The organism is Sphingorhabdus sp. Alg239-R122 (assembly GCF_900537065.1).
GTDB lineage: Bacteria > Pseudomonadota > Alphaproteobacteria > Sphingomonadales > Sphingomonadaceae > Alg239-R122.
Genome location: NZ_UNRC01000016.1, coordinates 19719 through 39076, shown reverse-complemented (window position 1 = coordinate 39076; position 19358 = coordinate 19719). Strand labels below are relative to the sequence as shown.

Here is a 19358-nt window from a genome sequence, read left to right as displayed (position 1 = left end):
TTTACAGTGAGATAATGCCGCATGAAGCTATCAAAATGGGCGTTGTAAGCTTCTTGCCCAAAATTCAGCTCCATGGGTCTCCAAAATTGCTCATATAAGCTTGATTGAAGGCCCGGTTCTAAGCCCATAAGTATAAAGTTTCGGATTAGATCAGCCTGACTTAATTCTCGACCTGTCGAATTCATACTTTCAAAAATGAGCTGAGGGTTATCCTGATCCCTGCTCAGCGCAATATCCACAACAACAAGTTTGGCGAGACCTTTGCATAGCTTTTCGAGATTATTCCCCATTCCAGCAATGAGTGATTGAAACAGCTCAAAGTTCTCCATGACACGCACGGACTTTTCGGAATGAAGTTCCTTCTGGCTGACAATTGAAGTTAGGCTGTCCTTGTCAGTCTGAGATAAAAGCAATTTAAAATGACGCTCTCCTTCCTCTTCTGGGTTGAGTAGATAATAGTTACGCAGTTTACGTGCTGAAAAGCCATCAATTGGCTCGTCTTCACTAATTGCTGCCGCCAAAGCTGCTAGCAATAATGTAACGGTGGTTAGTCTCTGCTGCCCGTCTATGACTAGCAAAGGGGCTTGATGCGAAACCTGCGATAGGCCATCCTCAATATAGACAATCGAGCCAATAAAATGGACAGAAATGGTATTGTCCGTCCCGGCTCGAATAATGTCCAACCAAAGCTGTCGACACTCCTTCTCGGTCCACGAGTAGGTCCGTTGATAAATTGGTATCACAAACTGCGGTGACTTCTTGAGGAATGCCAATAGGCTTGCTTCGGTGGCTTTCATTGTAATCTACTCCTTAAGCACACATGCGCTGCTTGCAGGGGTTATCGAGCAACTCATTATAACTTACCGACTGTATTGGAATTCAATTGAGCTTGTTTCCCGCCAACAAACCGGCAACTGGTATTTTGTTAGAATCATACTCGCTAACAGTTTAACTGGTCTGGCAATAAATGTAAGATGAGACGAATGTTTTTTCTCGATCAAATCATGAAATCACAACGCATGTATATTTTTTAGAAGAGATTACTCTGAGAAATACTGTGCTGCAGCAAAATTTTTTGCTTAACGGAAGATAAAAACTGTGTTATCTTTCTTGAAAATTAATAAGAGTCGCACTGAACTTTAACAATTCCATTATAGTTGGGGGCGAACACATGTGTGCTTTTGAAATTTCTGAAAATCGCGAAACTTCTCTTCCTACTTATATTTTAAAGGGGGATATTTAGATGCTTTGGTTGCATCTAATATTCTCCCTAGCCCTTGTTGGCTTCAATATTCCTATCCATCAAAATTCGACAAAGGAACTTACCTTCTCGATATGTGGTGAGAACAATGAAATACGCCAAATAAGTATAGAAATTCCAGCCGAACAAGATGATGGCTCGGTACCAAAAGACTGCATGAAAACATGCCACGTATGTGCAGATCGAAAAAAGGCACGCGTCAAAAAGTGAAAATTCTCGTCCAATCTAGTTTCAAATCTAGGAGTGAATAAAAATGACTGAATATGAGTTTTATGAAGGTTCATGGGCCTACAGAAGTTTGCATGACGATCCGGACATCCAAAAACCTTTTAACGACCTCCGATTTGGCGCTGGAATTATTACATTCGGCCAAATAGCCTATGATCAAATTCTGGACGGCAAACTTGATATGGGTGGAGGCTACGAACTCCTGCTTCGAGGAGAGCTGTTAAGAAACACTGGCGGGATAGTTGGAATTCGATGGACCGGTACCGGCGTAGTAGGAACGGATACGGAAGGTTGGGTGTATGATTATCATGGGGAGCGAACACACGAGTGGCCTGGAGCAACTGATCAGGCTGATGTGATTGTTGGCTCCGTGATTCGTACAGTTGCGCATGGCGACAGCCCTGCTGGATATGCGGCCACCTTCTATATGGTTAAACAGGCCGACGGCTAGTCCCCAATTTCTTGGTTCGGGCACCTACAAGATATTTGAGCATCTTTAAGTCGCCCGAATTTAGGCTGACCGAGACAATGAACTGAGAAAATACTTGAGGAGTGGGCATGAGTTTTGAAATCCAACTGAGGCCGTTCAATGCGGACACGAAAGAGAAGAGTGAGCAGAGGGCCTACATCGGATGGTCTCCCGTGCAGTTAATGGTCAAAGGCAATAATCCTTCGGGAAAGCCAAACAAGGTAAAGCTGAAATCGAAGTCCCTTACAAATAGCAATACCCGTTTGGAATTTAAAGAAGATACCGGCTCCCAACCGGTCGATGAATTGGAACTGGACTTGGGTGAGGATGGAGAGGCCACATGCTTCGTAGCTGGAAAGTTTCAGGAGGGCAAACTTCACAACGGAGCTAGCCCAGAGGGTAAGGACGTAAGAATAGAGGCGGCTTGGGCCGACAACCTAGAGAACATCAAAGGTTGGCTCGACTTCATGATTCGCGTGCGCCGCGATGCGCAATTTATGACCGATGATGCGCGTTATGACTTTACAAAGGCTCTTGCTGAACTCAACTCATACGGCAAAGGAATTTATGTTACTGATTTCGTTGCCATGCACGTAGGTGGCGCATATAATTCGCTACACGATGACACGCACTTCCTCCCTTGGCATCGGCTCTATCTTCTTGATCTTGAGCGACAACTACAACTTGTTAACCCGTCAGTGTCCTTGCCATATTGGCGTTTTGACAGGCCAGCCCCAAGGCTATTCGACGAGGATTTCATAGGCGCGACGGATCATATTCCACTCGGTGCAATTGACCCCGCTACAGGATCGCCTGCAAACTTCACTCAGGGAACGAGCTGTGGACGTCTGGCCCAGTTTTCAAGCGAGAACAGGTTATCTGATTGGAAGATTGGCAACACGAACGGGATAGAGCGTGTCGCATTTTTCGACACAAGCAAGGAATCTGCTCCTGGGTGGGGTAGAATCAGGATGATTACAGAAGATGAAACTCTCGCCTTAGGCGGAGATAACAATGAATATGGCTTTCGTCGCCCTCCCAGAGGATTCGCGAGGTCGGAAGGTCGTCCTCACGGTTCGGCTCATGTAAGCTTTAATGGTCCCATAAACGACATTACAATGTCGCCACAGGATCCGCTGTTTTTCCTCTTACACTGCAATGTTGATAGGCTTTGGGCTAAATGGCAGTTTACTTTCGATAGAGACTTACCCACAGAGGTCGAAACATATCCTCACCAGAACAAGCGAGAGATATCTTTCACAACCCCTTCGTACCTTATCGGTCTTTTCCCAGAGGATTACGCGGTGGTGGATGCGCTGCAGTGGCCTTGGGACGACACTTGGTCCAAGCCATACAATCTCCGCCCTCCCGGATCGCGTAGCCGTAATTTCACGAAATCTAGGACAGGCAAAGAATTTGATCAAAGAGATAACATGCCATCAATTTCGGATGCCCTTGATGCATTTGGACAGCGCCTGACCGCCAACTATCTTGGTTTTGCGTATGATGATGTGCCATTCGATCATGAACGAACAAATTCATAAGTCTGTGTATCGAAGAGCGTTAAGAATTCAGAGAAAAGGACTAAGCGATGAGTGTCTCGGATTACCGGAATAAGATCTTGGATAGAGTTGAGAAGCATAGGTCGTCCGTAGACCACGATTTAAATTCTATCCTCAATTTGGCCAATAGTAACGAGAAGCTTTCTGAGCTGGTTGGTGTTATCAACGACAAGGATGCCACTCCTGAGCAAAAGACTGGCGCACTCAGCACGCTTAACGCCGTGAGCATCTTTTCTTCCGCAGCTCGCAGATTACAGCCCGAGATCGTGAATGCACTTCGAGGACAGATTGAGGCCACCGATATAGATCTCCGGCATGGCGCGATAGCCACGCTCGCCGCGATGAAAGATGACATTGTCCAAGAGCGATTGCTGGAGGAAGTTACCTCTGACAAGCCGGAGAATGAGAAGCTTGTACCAACAGCAAGCGCACTCGCCATGCTGGGACGAGACGATAAAGCGTTGCCTTCATCAGTTCTTCGAGAGATTATGATCGACCCACCTAGCAAAGAAAGCCAAATCGAGGCGATTCGGCAGATGCCTTCGGACCCAGAAGCTTGCGAAGACCTGATATCGTTGATGAAAGATGACAGTGTGCCGCTTGAGGCGCGGGTGATGATCCCCGAGATGGTCAGCGAAGCGGATCCTGATGCGTTCCTAAGCGCAGCCGAAGATATGCTCAATACGTCCGGCGCAGACAGCAAGCTTGCACCATGGTTGGTTAACGGTATCGCAAACGCCGCCGTGCAAGACGCCAATGCCGCCACATCGGCCAAGGAACTGGTGAAGAAATTGCGGAAGGGCGCTCCGAAGTCTTTTCAATCAGCTGCGAGCACACTACTTGATAAAGATAACGCTTCCGATGACTGAAGCATTGCTTGACAGGCCCTCGAGTCCAACAGAAATTTGCGACAACAGGAACGGCTTCGATGCAACGACACCATTGGGTACCTTTGTCGAGTATATCGATGACATTAAACATCGTCCGGAGGGCCGAGCTCTAGATTTGGTATATCTGCTCTCGGAGGGGCATCCGCTTTATTCCGGGCGTACAGCAAATGAGGTTCTTAAGTTTCGCGCCTACGCGATGGCTGCATTAGAGTTAACTGGGCTAACTGACGCCGCGTTGCCGTACATCCGCGAAAATCTCGAGAGTTCACCTCATCCCTATTCCATCGCAGCTGCGGCATGCGCTTTGCGGGGTGGGACTCAACCAGATCCCGGAATGGTTGAATTGCTCTTTAAAGCAATTTTTCAGATATGGCAGTCGGATCGGCCAGTGAGTTTTCTTAGTTACCGCGTCGAGTGGCCACAGACCGAGGTTTCATCTGGCCTCACCGAGATATTTCAGACTTTAGCTCATTTTGGTCCGAGTGCCTGGGAAATCCTTCCTGCCCTGGAGCAACTCGCCAATAATAAGCCCAACCTCTCTGGCAAGGCCCACCGCGATCTGATCGCTTGTATCGCTTCTATTAAGAGCGAGACTGGAACCTGCTGCGGAACGTCCGACAGGCCTAGAACTGCCTCAATTCAGGAACTCACACAACCGCAAGCTAAGGGCGGCGAGTGGCCACCTCAGAACGTCATACTTGAGGATCAAGACGCCACGCAACTGCGATGGAATGACTTCTTTTGCAGCAAGCCCATCGTAGTTGGCTTTTTCTACACGCGGTGCGGTAATCCCAACAAGTGTACCCGCACAATTCATAACCTCGCTCGTATCCAAGAAGAAATAAAAAAAAGGGGCCTGGAAGGAAAGGTTCGTGTGTGTGCCGTGTCATATGATGCTCAATTCGATACGCCAACCGCATTGAAATCCTATGGCGAAGCCAGAAATTTTAGATTCAGCGAAGACTATAGAATGTTCAGGATCTCAGAAGGCTTTGATCAACTGGTTAAGTCAATGGAATTGGAAGTGAGTTTCGAAGAAAAACGAGTCACTTCACATAGGATCGAACTTTTCGTGCTTGATGGATGTGGTGAGGTTGCACACTCGTTTGTTCGACTACAGAACGAGCCCGACAAAGTTGCTGGTGCTCTTTTTGAGCTCGTTCAGATCGATTCTGCCCAATGAAAATCGGCATTCCTGTATATGAAGAGGTCAATCTTTTAGACGTTACCGGTCCAATTGAAATGTTCACCTGGGTGCCTAAAAGGCATGGACTCGAATATTACATTGTATCGGAAGATGGTGCACCGGTTACTTCAATAAATGGTGTTCAATTTTTTGCCGATAGAAGCTTCAGTCAGTTACCGGAGTTAGATATACTGTGGATTCCGGGTGGCAATCCTTCAAAACTAAGCGAAATAATGTCAGATAAAGATTCAGCTTATTTGGCGTACATAAAACAAACAGCGGAGAAAGCTAACTGGGTTTGCTCTGTTTGTGAGGGTGCTTTATTAGCGGCGCAAGCTGGAATTTTAGATGGTCATAAGGTGACAACACATTGGGCTTTCGTCAAATGTTTACAACGATTCTCCGAGATTGAAGTTGCAGAGGGAAATCCGCGATATGTGGTTTCAGGAAACCGCCTCACAGGCGGCGGCATATCTTCGGCATTGGACGAATCACTAAAGTTAATTGAATTGTTGTTTGGCAAGGATACTGCCGTAGGCGTGCAACGTACCACCCAATACTTCCCCGAACCACCGGTAATGGGTACTCTCCCTCCCGCACCTGCTTGTTCTGTTAACTGGTAGCAAAATTCTTATTCGGACTCGATCCCGAACACAGCCATTCACAATTCTGATTGTAAAACCCGCCTTCCGCGAATTTTTCCGTTTTCTGTATGCGTTCGTCGATAGACATCATGTACCTTGTCGCGCAGAGTTACATCGTCATGGTTAGCGAGCAGACCATCGAGAGCAACATTGGTAAAGATGGACTGCTGCAAGATATCCTCGACATCCTTGCGCAGGCCTTCATCCGCTTTGTGTTCTTTGTAATAGGTGTAGATGATCTCACCCACCCAGCTCCTTCTGCTGACATTGACGGTATCCGCTTCCTCAGCGATCCAATTCAGCACCGCTAAATTCATGTGTCGTTGGATTTGATTTTCCCGATGCGAATGCAGCAATCACTGTGTTTGTCAGATTTCCCCATGCCTTAGCTTCATCAGAGGTCCAGCTAAAGCAGGCGGGGTTTTGCGGGCTATTGATGGTTATGATAACCAATATGCACCGATAATTGGTGATACGCAGAATTTTTTTGCAAATTTACCTAAACCATTTCCGTTTTCTTCTGATTCATGTGTGGGTAGCGGGCAGGTGTGCCTTCTCCCTTCGAGTTTGAAGGAAGAATAATGGTAGCGATATTTACAGGTCTTGGTTCCGGTCTTGAAGGCGGTTCGGGTTCCGTGCTGGGTGCGGGCGGACTGCTGGGCCAGTCATCACTGGGCCGGGCGGGTGAGCAGCTGTTTTTCAATGCGGCGAATGGCAACCTGCTGATATCGCACCGTGATGAATTCCTGGTCGGGCGCGGGCCCGATGTGGGTATTTCGCGCACCTATAACTCGCAGGGCGGGTTTGACGGTGATAATGACGACAAGTGGCAACAGTCGACCTATCGCCGTGTCCATGGCCTGACCGGAACGGTGAACACGGCCGGCAGTACGGTGCGCCGCACCGGCGCGGATGGCAGCGATATTGAATATGCGTGGGACAGCACGGAGAACGCCTATGTAAGCAAGGCAGGCGGCGGCGCGCATGACCAGCTCACCTTTGCGTCTAATGTGTGGACCTGGACCGATGGCGACAGCCGTATCACCGAAAAATATGACGACCTGAATAGCGGACGGATAACCGAGGTCCGCGATACCGATAATCAGAAACTCACCTTCGCTTATGACATGCATGGCCGTCTGGAGACGGTGACCACGGCGGACGGCGGCTATGTTACCTATGCATATGAAGCAGACGTAAATAGCGTGCCCAGCCAGAATATTGCCGAGGTCATCACCAGCTATACCGATTATGCCAATGCCAATGCGCCGGAAACGCTGACACGCGTATCCTATACCTATGATTATCTGGGTAGGCTCAAGACTGTCACGACCGACCTTACGCCCCATGACACGACCGATAGTGAAACCTACACGACAAGCTATCTTTATGTGACCAGCACCGGTGGAGCGAACCCGCCGGCGACTGACAGCCTGGTGAGCCAGATTACGCAATCGGACAAAAGCAAGATTAACATCGCCTATGCGCTCGTTGACGGGGAGTACCGTGTCAGTCAGTTTGATCATTATACCCGCTGGAATGCATTCCGCACGACCACCATCACCTATGACACCGCAAACAATGTGACCACGGTCACCGATGCGGCAGGCGGGGAAACGAAACTGCGTTATGACGCCGAAGGACGCCTGGTCGAGCTGACCGCGCCGCCGGAGGATGCAACTGATCCCAGCAGCTTGTCACAGGTAATCCGCTATACCTATGATGCCGACGGCAATTTGGTCAGTATGACCGAAACAGATAGCGCGCCGCCGCCGACCCATGCCGATGCGGGACTGGGTGGTAACGAGATTGATACTGCGGGTTGGCCGGATGACGAAGCCAGTGCCCCTGCTGACGGGACGGGTCTGACCGCAAACTGGGCAGGCTGGAATCTTGCTGAAACAAAGTGGGAGGAAACGGAAGGGCCGTACGGACAGTCACCTGCGGCAAGTCTTGTGCTGGGTAATGATTCCGGGACTGCGGCAGCGGGCGGTGGCACGACGACTGGTGACTTTACGATCGATGACACCAAGTCGTATGAATTCACCTATTATTTTAAAAAGGAAGATGGCCCCGCCGGACACAGGCTGCGCTTTGGACCCGGCTCGACCACTGATACCAACACACAGATGCTTCGTAACAGGGACGGGGTTGCCAGCCAATGGCCCTATTTTATTGATATCGGCACCGCTGATCAGGATGCAAAACTGACGGCCGGAAAATGGTATAAGGTGGTTGGATATGTCTTGGATAAAAACCAGACTGCGACTGCGCCGGACGGTACGCACGGGGGTGTATACGATCTGGAGACAGGTGCAAAAATTGATGGTTTGAACACTATTTCCTACAGATGGAATCCCTCTCGCGTCGACAATACGGTTGGCAGCATGTTTTTTGCCGCTGGGGCAATTGCTGATACCTATGACACGCATATCTTCCGTCCAGAAGTGCGTGATATTAACAATACGGCAGTGCTGACGGGTACGGACACGCTGGACGTGGCGATGGATGCAGCCTTGCTGCTCGGCCAGAACATAGGTCGCACCACGACCTATACGCATGATGCGGACGGCAATGTCATTATGATGCGGGATGCGGAGGGGAACACCGTCACGCGCACTTATGGCGCCAATAATGAAATGCTGACCCAGACGCGCTGGTTCGAACCTTATGCCGACACCTCGGTCGAACCGGGGGCGGACGAGGCATCGACCGTGCGCTATGTCTATGACAGCGAAAACCACATGCGCTTCATCGTCAGCGCGGAAAACAATGTCATCGAATATGTGTACCGCGGCACGGGTGAGCTTGAGCGGGTCATCACATTCCCGGACCATCCCTATGAGCATCCTGTAGGTGAACCGGTGCTCAATCATGATGACGCGCCAAGCCTGACGCAGGTTGCCACCTGGCGCACCAGCCAGGGCGATCTCAGCCAGGTTGAGCTGGTTTACAACCTGTTCGACGCGCGCGGCAATGTGAAGCGCACCATCCAGCTGGGCGAAGCAACCACTGATGGCACGATGAACTGGGGCGCGGCCGACAGTTCGACCACCTATTACACCTATGACCAGGCCGGGCAGCTGCTTGAGCGCCGCCTGGTCGGGCAGACCAATACTGAAACCTTTGTTTACGACGGGCTGGGCCGCGTGGTGCTGTCCAATGATTTCAACAATGCCGAGACTTCGATTGTTTTCAACGATGCTGCGATTCAGACGGTCGTTACACTGGAGAGCGGGCTAACGCGGACCTCGACTTATAACAATGCGGGCGAGCTTTTGCACGAGATCCGTTCGGTGAACGGAGCCAATGACAGGTCGTCCAAATATGCCTATAATGACCGTGGGCAATTGCGCATGGCGACGGATTCACTCGACAAGCACACCCACTTTTTCCATGACGATGCGGGGCGCAAGGTGCTGGACGTCGCGCCGGACGGGTCGCTTACCGAATATAAATATGATTCAGAAGGGCGGCTTGTCGCGACAGTCGTCTATCACGAACAGCTGGATGCGACGCAGCTAGCGTCGTTGGCGAGCGGTTTTGACCCGGTGGATGTTGATTACACCACGCTTTTGCCGGGTACAGCGCATGCCGGGGATATCTGGCAGTGGAATGTCTATGATGATGCGGGCCGCCTGGTCCAGGTGATAGACGGCGCGGGCAGTGTCACCGAATTCACATTTGATGGTGCGGGCCGCCTGCTGAAAACGGTCAGCTATGATGATATTCTGGACGTGACTGCGCTTAAAACGACGCTTCCGACCGAAGCGATTGATACCAGTGCATTTGCGGATGCGGCTGACCGTATATCGCGCAATTTCTACGACGGTGATGGACGGCTTGTTGGCACGTTGGATGGTGCGGGCTATCTCAGCGAAACCGGATACGACCATGCGGGCCGCATGACACAGGAAATCGCCTATGCGGGCGCTACGGCGGTGGCGGACCGTTTGAACGGCGATTTTGCCACGCTGAAGGCGGGGCTTGCCACAACAGCGCAGGCGGACCGGGATATCCGCTACACCTATGACAATAAGGGTCAGCTGCGTTTCACCGCGAATAATGGCGGGCAGCTGACTGAATATATCTATGACGAGCCGGGCCGGCTGATTCGCACGACCCAATATGCGGCTGTGCTGCCGGATGTTTCGAGTACCGCATATCCCGATGGTGATTACAGTTACGACAATATGCAGACCGTTGCGGGTACCATGGCGGATGCCGTGAATGACCGGGCCAGCTATAATTTCTATGACGCAGCAGGGCGGCTGTTTGTTACGTCTGATGCTGAAGGGCAGGTCAGCCGCTTTACCTATGACGATACGGGACGCCTTATCAAGGCAGTGGCCTATGCCGGGGTCCATGATACGGATACTGCCGACACGTTCTTCACCATGGCCAGCTGGACCAACGGGCAGGCCTCCAACGCTGAAAACCGCGTCACGCGCACCTATTACAACGAAAAAAGCGAAGTCATCTACACGGTGGATGGCGAAGGTTTTGTCACGCAGAACGAATATGATGTCGAAAGCCAGGTGACATGGACGCGGCGCTTTGACAGCGCTATTGCTGCCACCGATACGACCGTGCTGGCCGATATTGCAGGCCTGCTGGGCGCGAGTGCCTATGCCGAAACGGCCTTTACCTATGACGCCAATGGCCGTGTCAGCCGCACCACTGATGCTGAGAACATCATCACCAGCTACGCCTATAATGGCTCAGGCCAGATTGAAAGCATGACTGAGGCGTTCGGTACGGCGGATGCGCGCGCCACCGAATATGGCTATGACGGCGCGGGCCGTGTCATAAGCGAAAAACATGCTGCCGGGACGGGGGATGAAATCACGCTTGGCTATGCCTATGACGGGCTTGGCAACCTGACGCAGGAAACCGACGCAAACGGCAATGTCACCACCCATGAATATGATGTGCTTGGCCGCGTTACAAAGACCATCAGCCCTGCAGTGGGTGGGCAATCGGTTGAAGTATCGACCAGCTATGACGGCTTTGGCCAGACAATCAGCCAGACAAATGCGAATGGCCGCGTCACTACTTTCAGCTATGACCAGCTTGGCCGCCTGACCGGACAGACGCGCGCGTCGGGAACGGCGGATGCGGCAACCAGCAGTTTTGCCTATACCCATTTCGGTGATCTCACCGAAACCACCAATGCCAATAATGACAAGACGCATATTTTCCATGATGACCTTGGCCGCGAAATATTGTCTGTCGATACCGAAGGCTATGTCACTGGTACGGCCTATAATGGCTTTGGACAGGTCGAGAGCGTCACACGCTACGAAAATGCAATAGGCGCGATACCCGCAGATGGCAGTCTGCCGTCTATTGGTTCAGGTGCAGGAAATGATGTTGTTACGGCTGCGGGCGATATCACCAGCAGTTTTGCCTATGACGAACTGGGACGTCTTATCAGCGAGACACGGCCCATTGACACTGACAACAACATCAATGCGGTGACCTCCTTTGTCTATGACAGCCAGGGCAACCTGGTGCAGACGGTCGATGCCAACGGCAAGAATAGTTATAACTATTATGACGATATCGGGCGCCTGACGCTGTCCATTGATGGTGAGGGCTATGCGGTCAGCACCGAATATAACAAGCTTGACGAGGTGCTTAGCGTCACCCGCCATGCCGGGCAGACCAGCGGCGCCGCACTGAACGTGCCGCCCACTGTCATTTCTGACACCAATACCGACAGCGTGACCAGCTATGCCTATGACGCGCTGGGCCGCGTTGACAGCCAGACACAGACGCTGACCGGCAGCGCCACGGCGCAGGTACAGTTTACCTATGATGCGGCTGGCAATCTGGTCAAATCCATCAATGCCAATAACGGCGTAACCCATAATTACTATAATGCACTGAACCGTCTGACAGACAGCCTGGATGCAGAGGGTTACCTCACCAGCTGGACCTATGATGATAACGGCAATGTGCTCACCGAAACGCGCTATGCCGCTGCCTATACCGGCACGGTAGATCCGGACACGCCGCCCACTGTCGGTGCGCCGAGCAGCGGGAGCGATATTGAAACGGGCGATGCCGATACCGTCATGACCTATGTCTATGATGCGCTGGACCGCGTGACAGGCGAAACGCGCGCAATCGATGGCACCAGCAATGCCGAAACGCTGTATGAATATGATGCGGTGGGCAACCTGGTCAAAGTCACCGACCCGAACCTGAATGTAGCGTATAATTATTACGACAAATTGGGCCGTGTGGTCCTGTCGGTCGATGCGGAGGGCTATGCTACCGAAACCGGATATGACAGCTTTGGCGATGTGGCGAGCGTGACGCGCTACGAAACCGCGTTTGATATCAGCGCCATAGACGAAAACACCATGCCTGATGTGGCAACCATTGACGATGCGGCCAATGACGCCACAACCACTTTCACCTATGACGATCTGGGCCGTGTCATCTCTACCACCGATGCGCTGGGCTTTACCGAAAGCTATACCCTTGACGCCAATGGCAACCGTATTTCGGTGACCAACAAGCTGAACGGCACGATCACCAACGTCTATGATGATCGCGGACTGCTGATCAGCGAGACATTGCCGCAGACTATCCATGGCGCCAATGGCAATGTCATAGCGACGACGGTTACCAACACGTTCGAATATGACGCGCGCGGCAACCGCACGAAAATGACCGAGGCGGCAGGCCTGACAGAGGCCCGTGTCACGCTGTACCGCTATGACCTGAATGACCGCCTCATAGAAACCGAATATGCGGCAGTGGACGTGATTGGTGAAGATCTGGATACGGTAACGGCGGACGTGGTGCCGCTTGAAACCGCGATATATGACGCAAACGGCAATGTCATAGAAACCGTTGCGCTGAATGGCATGCGTACGTTCCATTATTATGACGCGCTGAACCGGCAGGTCGCTTCTGTCGAGGCGCAACCTACTACCGTACCGGGCGACTATAAGGGCACCCTTAGTGAAAACAGCTATGACGCCAATGGCAATGTCACCGCTACCCGGGTTTATGACAGCGAAATCACGGTGACATCGGGCGCCGCCGCACCTGCACCGCTAACTGCGGATACCTACCGCGAAACAGTTTTCGAATATGACGGCCTGAACCGCATGACGCAGAGCACCGTAAAGGGCCTGGATGTCGGGCGTTATGAGACTAGCTACATTCTTGGCGAAAACGTCCCTGTATCGACACAATATGCCTATGACAAAAATGGCAATATCATAGAGCAGACCGATGCCTATGGTGACAGCATCACCAGCTATTATGACAGCCTGGACCGCAAGATCGCGCAGGTCGACCAGCTGGGTTACCTCACGAAATGGGATCATGACAGTGATGGCAACGTGCTCACTGAAACGCGCTTTGCGGGTGCATTTGCCGGAACGCCCGGCGCAACGCCTCCATCAGTTACCCCTGACAGCGATAACGACCGTGTCACAACGTTTACCTATGACAAAAATGGCCAGCGTCTCACCGAAACGCGCCATGATGTAGCGTCATGGCAGTATGTGCTGGACGGCAATAATGACCCCACAGGCGCAATAAACGCGCGCAGCAATGCGGAAAACGAGGCGACTGTCAGCTTCGCCTATAACGGCCTGGGTCAGGTGACGAACAGGACAGAAGCGACGGGCGATTATACCGACTATGGCTATGACGCTACCGGCCGTCTTGGATCGGTCACCACATCGGCCTTTGCCGCTTATGGCGAAACCGGCAACGTGCAGCAGCAGACCGACAATTACTATGATGGCCTGGGCAACCTGGTGCGCAGCGAAGTCGGCAAGGCGGGCGGCGCGGCGGCGAATGACCGCGTGACCAGCTATGCCTATGGCAAGGGCGGACGGCTTGAATCGGTCACGGATGCGGCAGGCAATGTCCGCAGCTATGCCTATGACGTGGCCGGACAGCTGCTCAAGGAATCCTATGATCGCACATTGAGCGACGGCACTACGACGGAAACCGAAGCGATTGCCACCCGCTATGACCAGCGAGGCCGTGTGGTGTTCCAGTCGGTGGCACAGGATGATGCCGTCAACGGATGGGAATATGGCGACAGCAACCACATGCTCTACAACGCGCATGGGGAAATGATGGCGCGCGGGATCAACATCGCCACAGCCGATATTGGCGATGCCACGAAATATCAGGAATTTTACGAATATGACGCGGGTGGCCGCATGTGGCGCACCAATAGCGGTGATGGCGTCACGAAACTGTTCGGCTATGATGCAAACGGGCGTCAGACCATTGCGCTGACATCGGCGGGCACGGATATTTCCGCTATGACTGTCTTGCAGGCACGTGACGAAGCGGAACATGCCGACGCGGCGACAAATGCAAAGGTCAACGCCACCTATACATTGTACGATGCGCGCGGACAGGTGGTGCAGGGCATAGAGGAGGGCCGTGAGCTTGCGGTTTCCGCCGCGGCGGCCCCCATTACCACCAGCCGCGCATATAACGCCTTTGGCGACATGGTGAGCGATACTGATGCGCTGGGCTATACCACCACCTACACCTACAACACCATGGGCCGCGTGCTGCGCAAGGAAAGCCCGGTTGTTTCCATCACGCTGGAAAACGGCACGTCCAACTGGGTGAAACCGTCAGAGGATTATTTCTACGACATTTCCGGGCGCCTGCTGGGCAAGGATGACGCGAATGGTGGCTATTCCCTCAGCCAGGGGCCGCTTGTTGCCAGCGCAAAGGATGATGTGGGGCTGGTGAGCGGCAATAGCGGCAACCGCACCACCTACCTGCTCCTCGAAGGCACGGGCTATGGCGGCGGCGAAGCGGTGATCCGCACGACGTTCAACGCCGATGGCGGCAAGAAAAGCACCGAATATGACGTGTTTGGCGACGCACGCGAAATGACCGACGAAATCGGCCGTGTCACCACGCAGACGTTCGACAACCTCGGCCGGTTGACACAGGTCACGCAGGAACGCGGCGCCGGGACCACCGACGATTTCCACAGCTATTACCGCTATGACGAGCTGGGCCAGCGCACCGCGCACACCAATTCGTTCCATGGCTCGGCGAATTTCACCGGCAGCGACAAGATCGAAACCACCGATTACGACGTGCAGGGCCGCGTGGTGTCACAGAAAAACTTCGCGGGCGACGACACGCAGACCAGCTATAGCTGGGACGCGGCAGCCACCACCACCGGGCTGGGCACGTTCGGCGGGTGGACACAGACGGTCAGCACCATTGCCGACCGGGCAAACAGCAACATCCATGCCGCGGCCAGCACCAGCGACATGTTCGGCCATATGGTGACGCGCACCGACATGGGCGGTTATACGTACGATTACACTTATGACATTGCCGGGCGAATGACGCAGGAAACATACAGTCTTGCCGGTGCCACCAAGCAGTATGAATATTACAATACCGGGCAGGTAAGCAAGCTGACCGCAGGGCGCCCGGAAGTGACCAATACCAACTGGAGCAACAAGGTCGGCACCTATGAATATGATGCACTGGGCCGGCTGACCGCGGAAAAACTGGTCGAACACAGGGCGACATATGAATATGTAGAAGGCACTCCCGATCCGATACTCCTTTCGACACATTTCCAGGTGGAACAGATGTTTGACCCGGATCTCAACGATCCTAATCCCGGGTCGCGCTGGGTTTATACAAAATATAGCCCCGCGACGCTCCAGGATGGCAGCGTCACCTATGACGCACTGGGCCGGATGACAAGCTATACCGAATCCCCGCCGACGGGCAATGGCGATGATGTGGCGCACAAGACATGGGCTTATGACGCGGCCGGCAATATCCGCAAGGTCAGCGCCAGCTACCGCGCCATGGATGCGAACGGCAACCTTTCCGCCACCGCCATCACTGCACCCGACCTGTGGTACAGCTATGATGTCATGAACCGTATCGTGGTGACCAAGGGCATCAGTTCGGGCGGCAATATCCTTGCAGGCACGAATGGCACGGCCATGACCTATGACCAGGCCGGGCGCCGCATGACGGCAAAGACCGGCACCAAGGCAATGGAATATTACAGCTATACCGATGCCGGGCAGCTTGAGCAGGTGCGCAATAACAGCGTTAGTGGAACGTTGCGCGTGTCGAACACATATGACGATCTTGGCCGCCTGACGAAATCGGATGAATATAATTCATCGGGTTCGTTTGTGCATTCGCGCTATGACATAGAATATGATGCGCGCGACCTTGTGCTCGCGGAAAAAGCGAAGACGCGTCAGGTCGAGCATGATTCGACAGTCTACTGGCTGTTCAGCCATACCGCGAACAAGTTTACCGAAGATGGCACGGGCGTTGGCAGCCCGGACCATAATGGTCCGAACTACCTGATCCAGTCCACCGGCGCGACTTTGGCGGACAGCGAGGTCAAATACTGGCGCGCGAGCAACTCGGGCTATGTGCTGAACTATAGCGGCTCTGCGCAGGAGGACCTGGACTATAAGGATACCGACACCGACCATTTCTATATCTGGCGCGATGGCGCGGTGCAGGACCGTGTGGTGCTGGACAATGCGTATAGCCAGGGTAGCTCGGGGGTGAACCCGGGTATCTCGAATTACAATTATGACAGTAACGGCCACCTGCTCAGCGTGGTGATCACGGGCGGGGATGATCCGCGCACGATCAGCTATGCGAGCGATATGAACGGGCAGATTGTTGACCGGCGTGAATGGGTGAGCGGGGCGGATCCTTCGACCCGCACCTATATGTTTGGCGGCCGCCAGATGGGCGTGGTCGGCAATAACGGCACGGGCAATGTGGACTATGACGCGCAGATAGACACGCGCGATGCGCAGCAGCCCGATGAGAATGACGAGGGCATATTCCGCGACGGCACCGACACCGGTACGCCCTTTGCGGACTTTGACGCGAACTTCGTGCATATGAACGCGGCCACCACGGGCGGCTCTGCGGGCAGCTATACGGTGCAGGGCGGGGAAAGCCTGCAGCAGATAGCCGCCGCGGTATGGGGCGATGCGGCGCTATGGTACAAGATAGCCGAGGCGAACGGGCTGAATGGCTCCGAGCCGCTTGCGGCAGGGCGCAGCCTCACCATTCCATCGGGCGTGCATAACGTCCACAACAATGCGGGCACGTTCCAGGTCTATAACCCCGCAGAAGCGATCGGCAACACCACGCCGGGCACGCCCGCGCCGCCCAAGGCGGATAACGGGTGCGGCACCCTTGGGGTGATCCTCTCGCTGGTGGTGGCGACTGCGGTGAATGTATTGTTCTCGCTGACCCCGCTGGCGCCCATTGCGCCGGTCCTAGCGGATGGTGCGCGTCAGATATCGCTGAACCTTACCGGTAACCAGAAGGGCATCAACTTCAAGGAGCTGGGGATAGCGGGCGTGCGCGCTTTGGTGGGCGGTCCTGTAGGGGGCGATCCAATCACGGCGGCGACGAGCGGCGCCTTTAATGAAATACTGGTGCAGGGCATATCGACGGTCACGGGGCTGCAGGACAGCTTTAGCTGGACAAGCGTTGCGGTGGCGGGCGTCGGTGCGGGCGCAGGCAGCGCGGCGGGCATCGCGGCAAATGCCGCGGGCCTTGGCAATCTGGGCAGCCGCGTGGCGACGACAGCGGCAGCGACCATAGCGGGCGCGGCGACAAGAAGCGCGCTCACCGGCACATCGTTTGGGGGGAACCTAGCGAGCGCAGGCTCGGTAGCGGTGGGACAGCTGGCAGGCGGCCTGCTTGCAGAGGGGCTATACTCCACCTTTGATGGTATAAGCAGCAATAAAGGCCGCTCCGGCGAGGCCACACGCTCCGAAGCCGACAGGCAGCGGGAAACCGACGGACAGAGCGTCAAGGACAGCGCAGAGGCGCAGAATGCCGATAATGCGGTGAATGAAATTGTGGTTTATGGGTCAAAGGGCGGTGGTAGTATCGACCTGCTCAGCCAGTTAGGTTTTGGTTCCGGCTTCTTCGACTATAGCGCGCATGCGATTGTAAATACTGGCAAGAAAGAGTTTATCCCTGGCTTAGGCGATAGTACACTTATCAGGGGACAGACAGAGCGGGACATCCCGGAACTGCAGAAGAAATGGCGCGAAGCGTTAGCAAATGCGACAACGGATTCTGCAAGAACCGAGATCAATGAACGCTTCCGTGCCGAGATAGCGCGCCTTGAAAATCAGGCTGTTGACGCTGGCAAGGCATTGAACCTTGCACAGGCTGAAACAACACGACCTGCATCTGCCAGTGCTGCGGCTGCGCAAGCCATCGCCAATCCTGAATCTTCTGACCAGCAATATGGCATGACAGCAACGTTTACCCGTCCGCTGTTTGATGCGATTGGCGGGGCGATACAGTCTGGTACAGACTATGTGGTGAGCCGTTATGAAAATGGCCGTGACAATATTGATGCGGGCCTGACAGCAGGTAGCGCGGGCTATTATGCGACACAGATCGCCTATGCTGTGCCCGATGCAGCCTTTGCGTTTACGGGTGTGGTGGGCAATGGCATCGGCGCGTTGGTGAGCGGTGTCGGCCGCCCAGTCCAAACCATCAAGGCACCGTTTATCGCGGCGGGCAATGCGGTCGACTTTGTCACCCGCGACAATACCTCCGCAAGGACCTATGCCGCGCGGGGCTATGATGTGGCACGTACAAGTTCCATACGCGACTATAGCAAGGCTACGGGGACAGTTCTTGGTTATGGCGCCGAGATACTCGGACCTGCCAAATTTGCGCCGAAGGGAGCAATAAATCCCACACTCGGCGGCCGTGTGGGCGGCTTCACCAGCGCATCACGGCAGAGTGTGATTAGGGCGAATGTGGCACCCATCCACAAAAACTCGCTGAGCTATGTGGGCGATACACATGTTTACGCAGTACGGTCACCAGACGGGTCATTGTATAAGGTGGGCGAAAGTGCCCAAGGTCTGCGTAAGCGTGATAGTGCTTCCATCAGGGCTGAGCAACAAGCAAGAGCATTGCAACGTGCTACTGGTAATGATTATACTACTGAGATAAGACAGACATTTGGTACAAAAGCAGATGCTCGTTCATATGAAACTCGTTTCATACAAACATATACAAGACTTTATGGGCGCCCACCAGGGAATCCGTTAGACAGGTAG

8 protein-coding genes are annotated in these 19358 nt (G+C 53.5%); 6 read left to right on the top strand and 2 right to left on the bottom strand.

Features of this window, described 5'->3' with window-relative positions; all coding sequences use genetic code 11:
- A partial coding sequence (locus G6Q15_RS11855; RefSeq protein ID WP_164119082.1) for a DUF262 domain-containing protein occupies positions 1 to 797 on the bottom strand: 797 nt, incomplete at its 3' end.
- Positions 798 to 1514: 717 nt separating this feature from the next.
- Here G6Q15_RS11855 and G6Q15_RS11850 point away from each other — a divergent pair.
- The 5 genes from G6Q15_RS11850 (at position 1515) to G6Q15_RS11830 (ending at position 6219) form a co-directional block, all read left to right on the top strand.
- Complete coding sequence (locus tag G6Q15_RS11850) at positions 1515 to 1940, top strand: hypothetical protein (RefSeq protein ID WP_164119080.1); 426 nt, start codon at positions 1515 to 1517, stop codon at positions 1938 to 1940.
- 107 nt (positions 1941 to 2047) lie between these two features.
- Positions 2048 to 3502, top strand: a complete 1455-nt coding sequence (locus tag G6Q15_RS11845) for a tyrosinase family protein (protein WP_164119078.1) — start codon at positions 2048 to 2050, stop codon at positions 3500 to 3502.
- Positions 3503 to 3549: 47 nt separating this feature from the next.
- Positions 3550 to 4389, top strand: a complete 840-nt coding sequence (locus tag G6Q15_RS11840; RefSeq protein ID WP_205518168.1) for a hypothetical protein — start codon at positions 3550 to 3552, stop codon at positions 4387 to 4389.
- Complete coding sequence (locus G6Q15_RS11835; RefSeq protein WP_164119073.1) at positions 4382 to 5593, top strand: SCO family protein; 1212 nt, start codon at positions 4382 to 4384, stop codon at positions 5591 to 5593. Before G6Q15_RS11840 ends, G6Q15_RS11835 begins: the two co-directional genes overlap by 8 nt.
- On the top strand, positions 5590 to 6219 hold the full coding sequence (locus G6Q15_RS11830; RefSeq protein WP_164119071.1) for a DJ-1/PfpI family protein: 630 nt from the start codon (positions 5590 to 5592) through the stop codon (positions 6217 to 6219). Before G6Q15_RS11835 ends, G6Q15_RS11830 begins: the two co-directional genes overlap by 4 nt.
- 38 nt (positions 6220 to 6257) lie before the next feature.
- Here G6Q15_RS11830 and G6Q15_RS11825 read toward each other — a convergent pair whose 3' ends face one another.
- On the bottom strand, positions 6258 to 6557 hold the full coding sequence (locus tag G6Q15_RS11825) for a hypothetical protein (protein WP_164119069.1): 300 nt from the start codon (positions 6555 to 6557) through the stop codon (positions 6258 to 6260).
- A gap of 264 nt (positions 6558 to 6821) precedes the next feature.
- Here G6Q15_RS11825 and G6Q15_RS11820 point away from each other — a divergent pair, with 264 nt between their 5' ends.
- Positions 6822 to 19358 (top strand): RHS repeat protein, encoded by a 12537-nt coding sequence (locus G6Q15_RS11820; RefSeq protein ID WP_164119067.1) that lies wholly within the window; start codon positions 6822 to 6824, stop codon positions 19356 to 19358.

What these genes read in the sequence shown, in the direction of transcription:
- G6Q15_RS11845 (WP_164119078.1), top strand. Translation starts at nt 2,048, where the DNA reads ATGAGTTTTGAAATCCAACTGAGGCCGTTCAATGCGGACACGAAAGAG.
- G6Q15_RS11830 (WP_164119071.1), top strand. Translation starts at nt 5,590, where the DNA reads ATGAAAATCGGCATTCCTGTATATGAAGAGGTCAATCTTTTAGACGTT.
- G6Q15_RS11820 (WP_164119067.1), top strand. Translation starts at nt 6,822, where the DNA reads ATGGTAGCGATATTTACAGGTCTTGGTTCCGGTCTTGAAGGCGGTTCG.
- G6Q15_RS11825 (WP_164119069.1), bottom strand. Translation starts at nt 6,557, where the DNA reads ATGAATTTAGCGGTGCTGAATTGGATCGCTGAGGAAGCGGATACCGTC.
- G6Q15_RS11850 (WP_164119080.1), top strand. Translation starts at nt 1,515, where the DNA reads ATGACTGAATATGAGTTTTATGAAGGTTCATGGGCCTACAGAAGTTTG.
- G6Q15_RS11835 (WP_164119073.1), top strand. Translation starts at nt 4,382, where the DNA reads ATGACTGAAGCATTGCTTGACAGGCCCTCGAGTCCAACAGAAATTTGC.
- G6Q15_RS11840 (WP_205518168.1), top strand. Translation starts at nt 3,550, where the DNA reads ATGAGTGTCTCGGATTACCGGAATAAGATCTTGGATAGAGTTGAGAAG.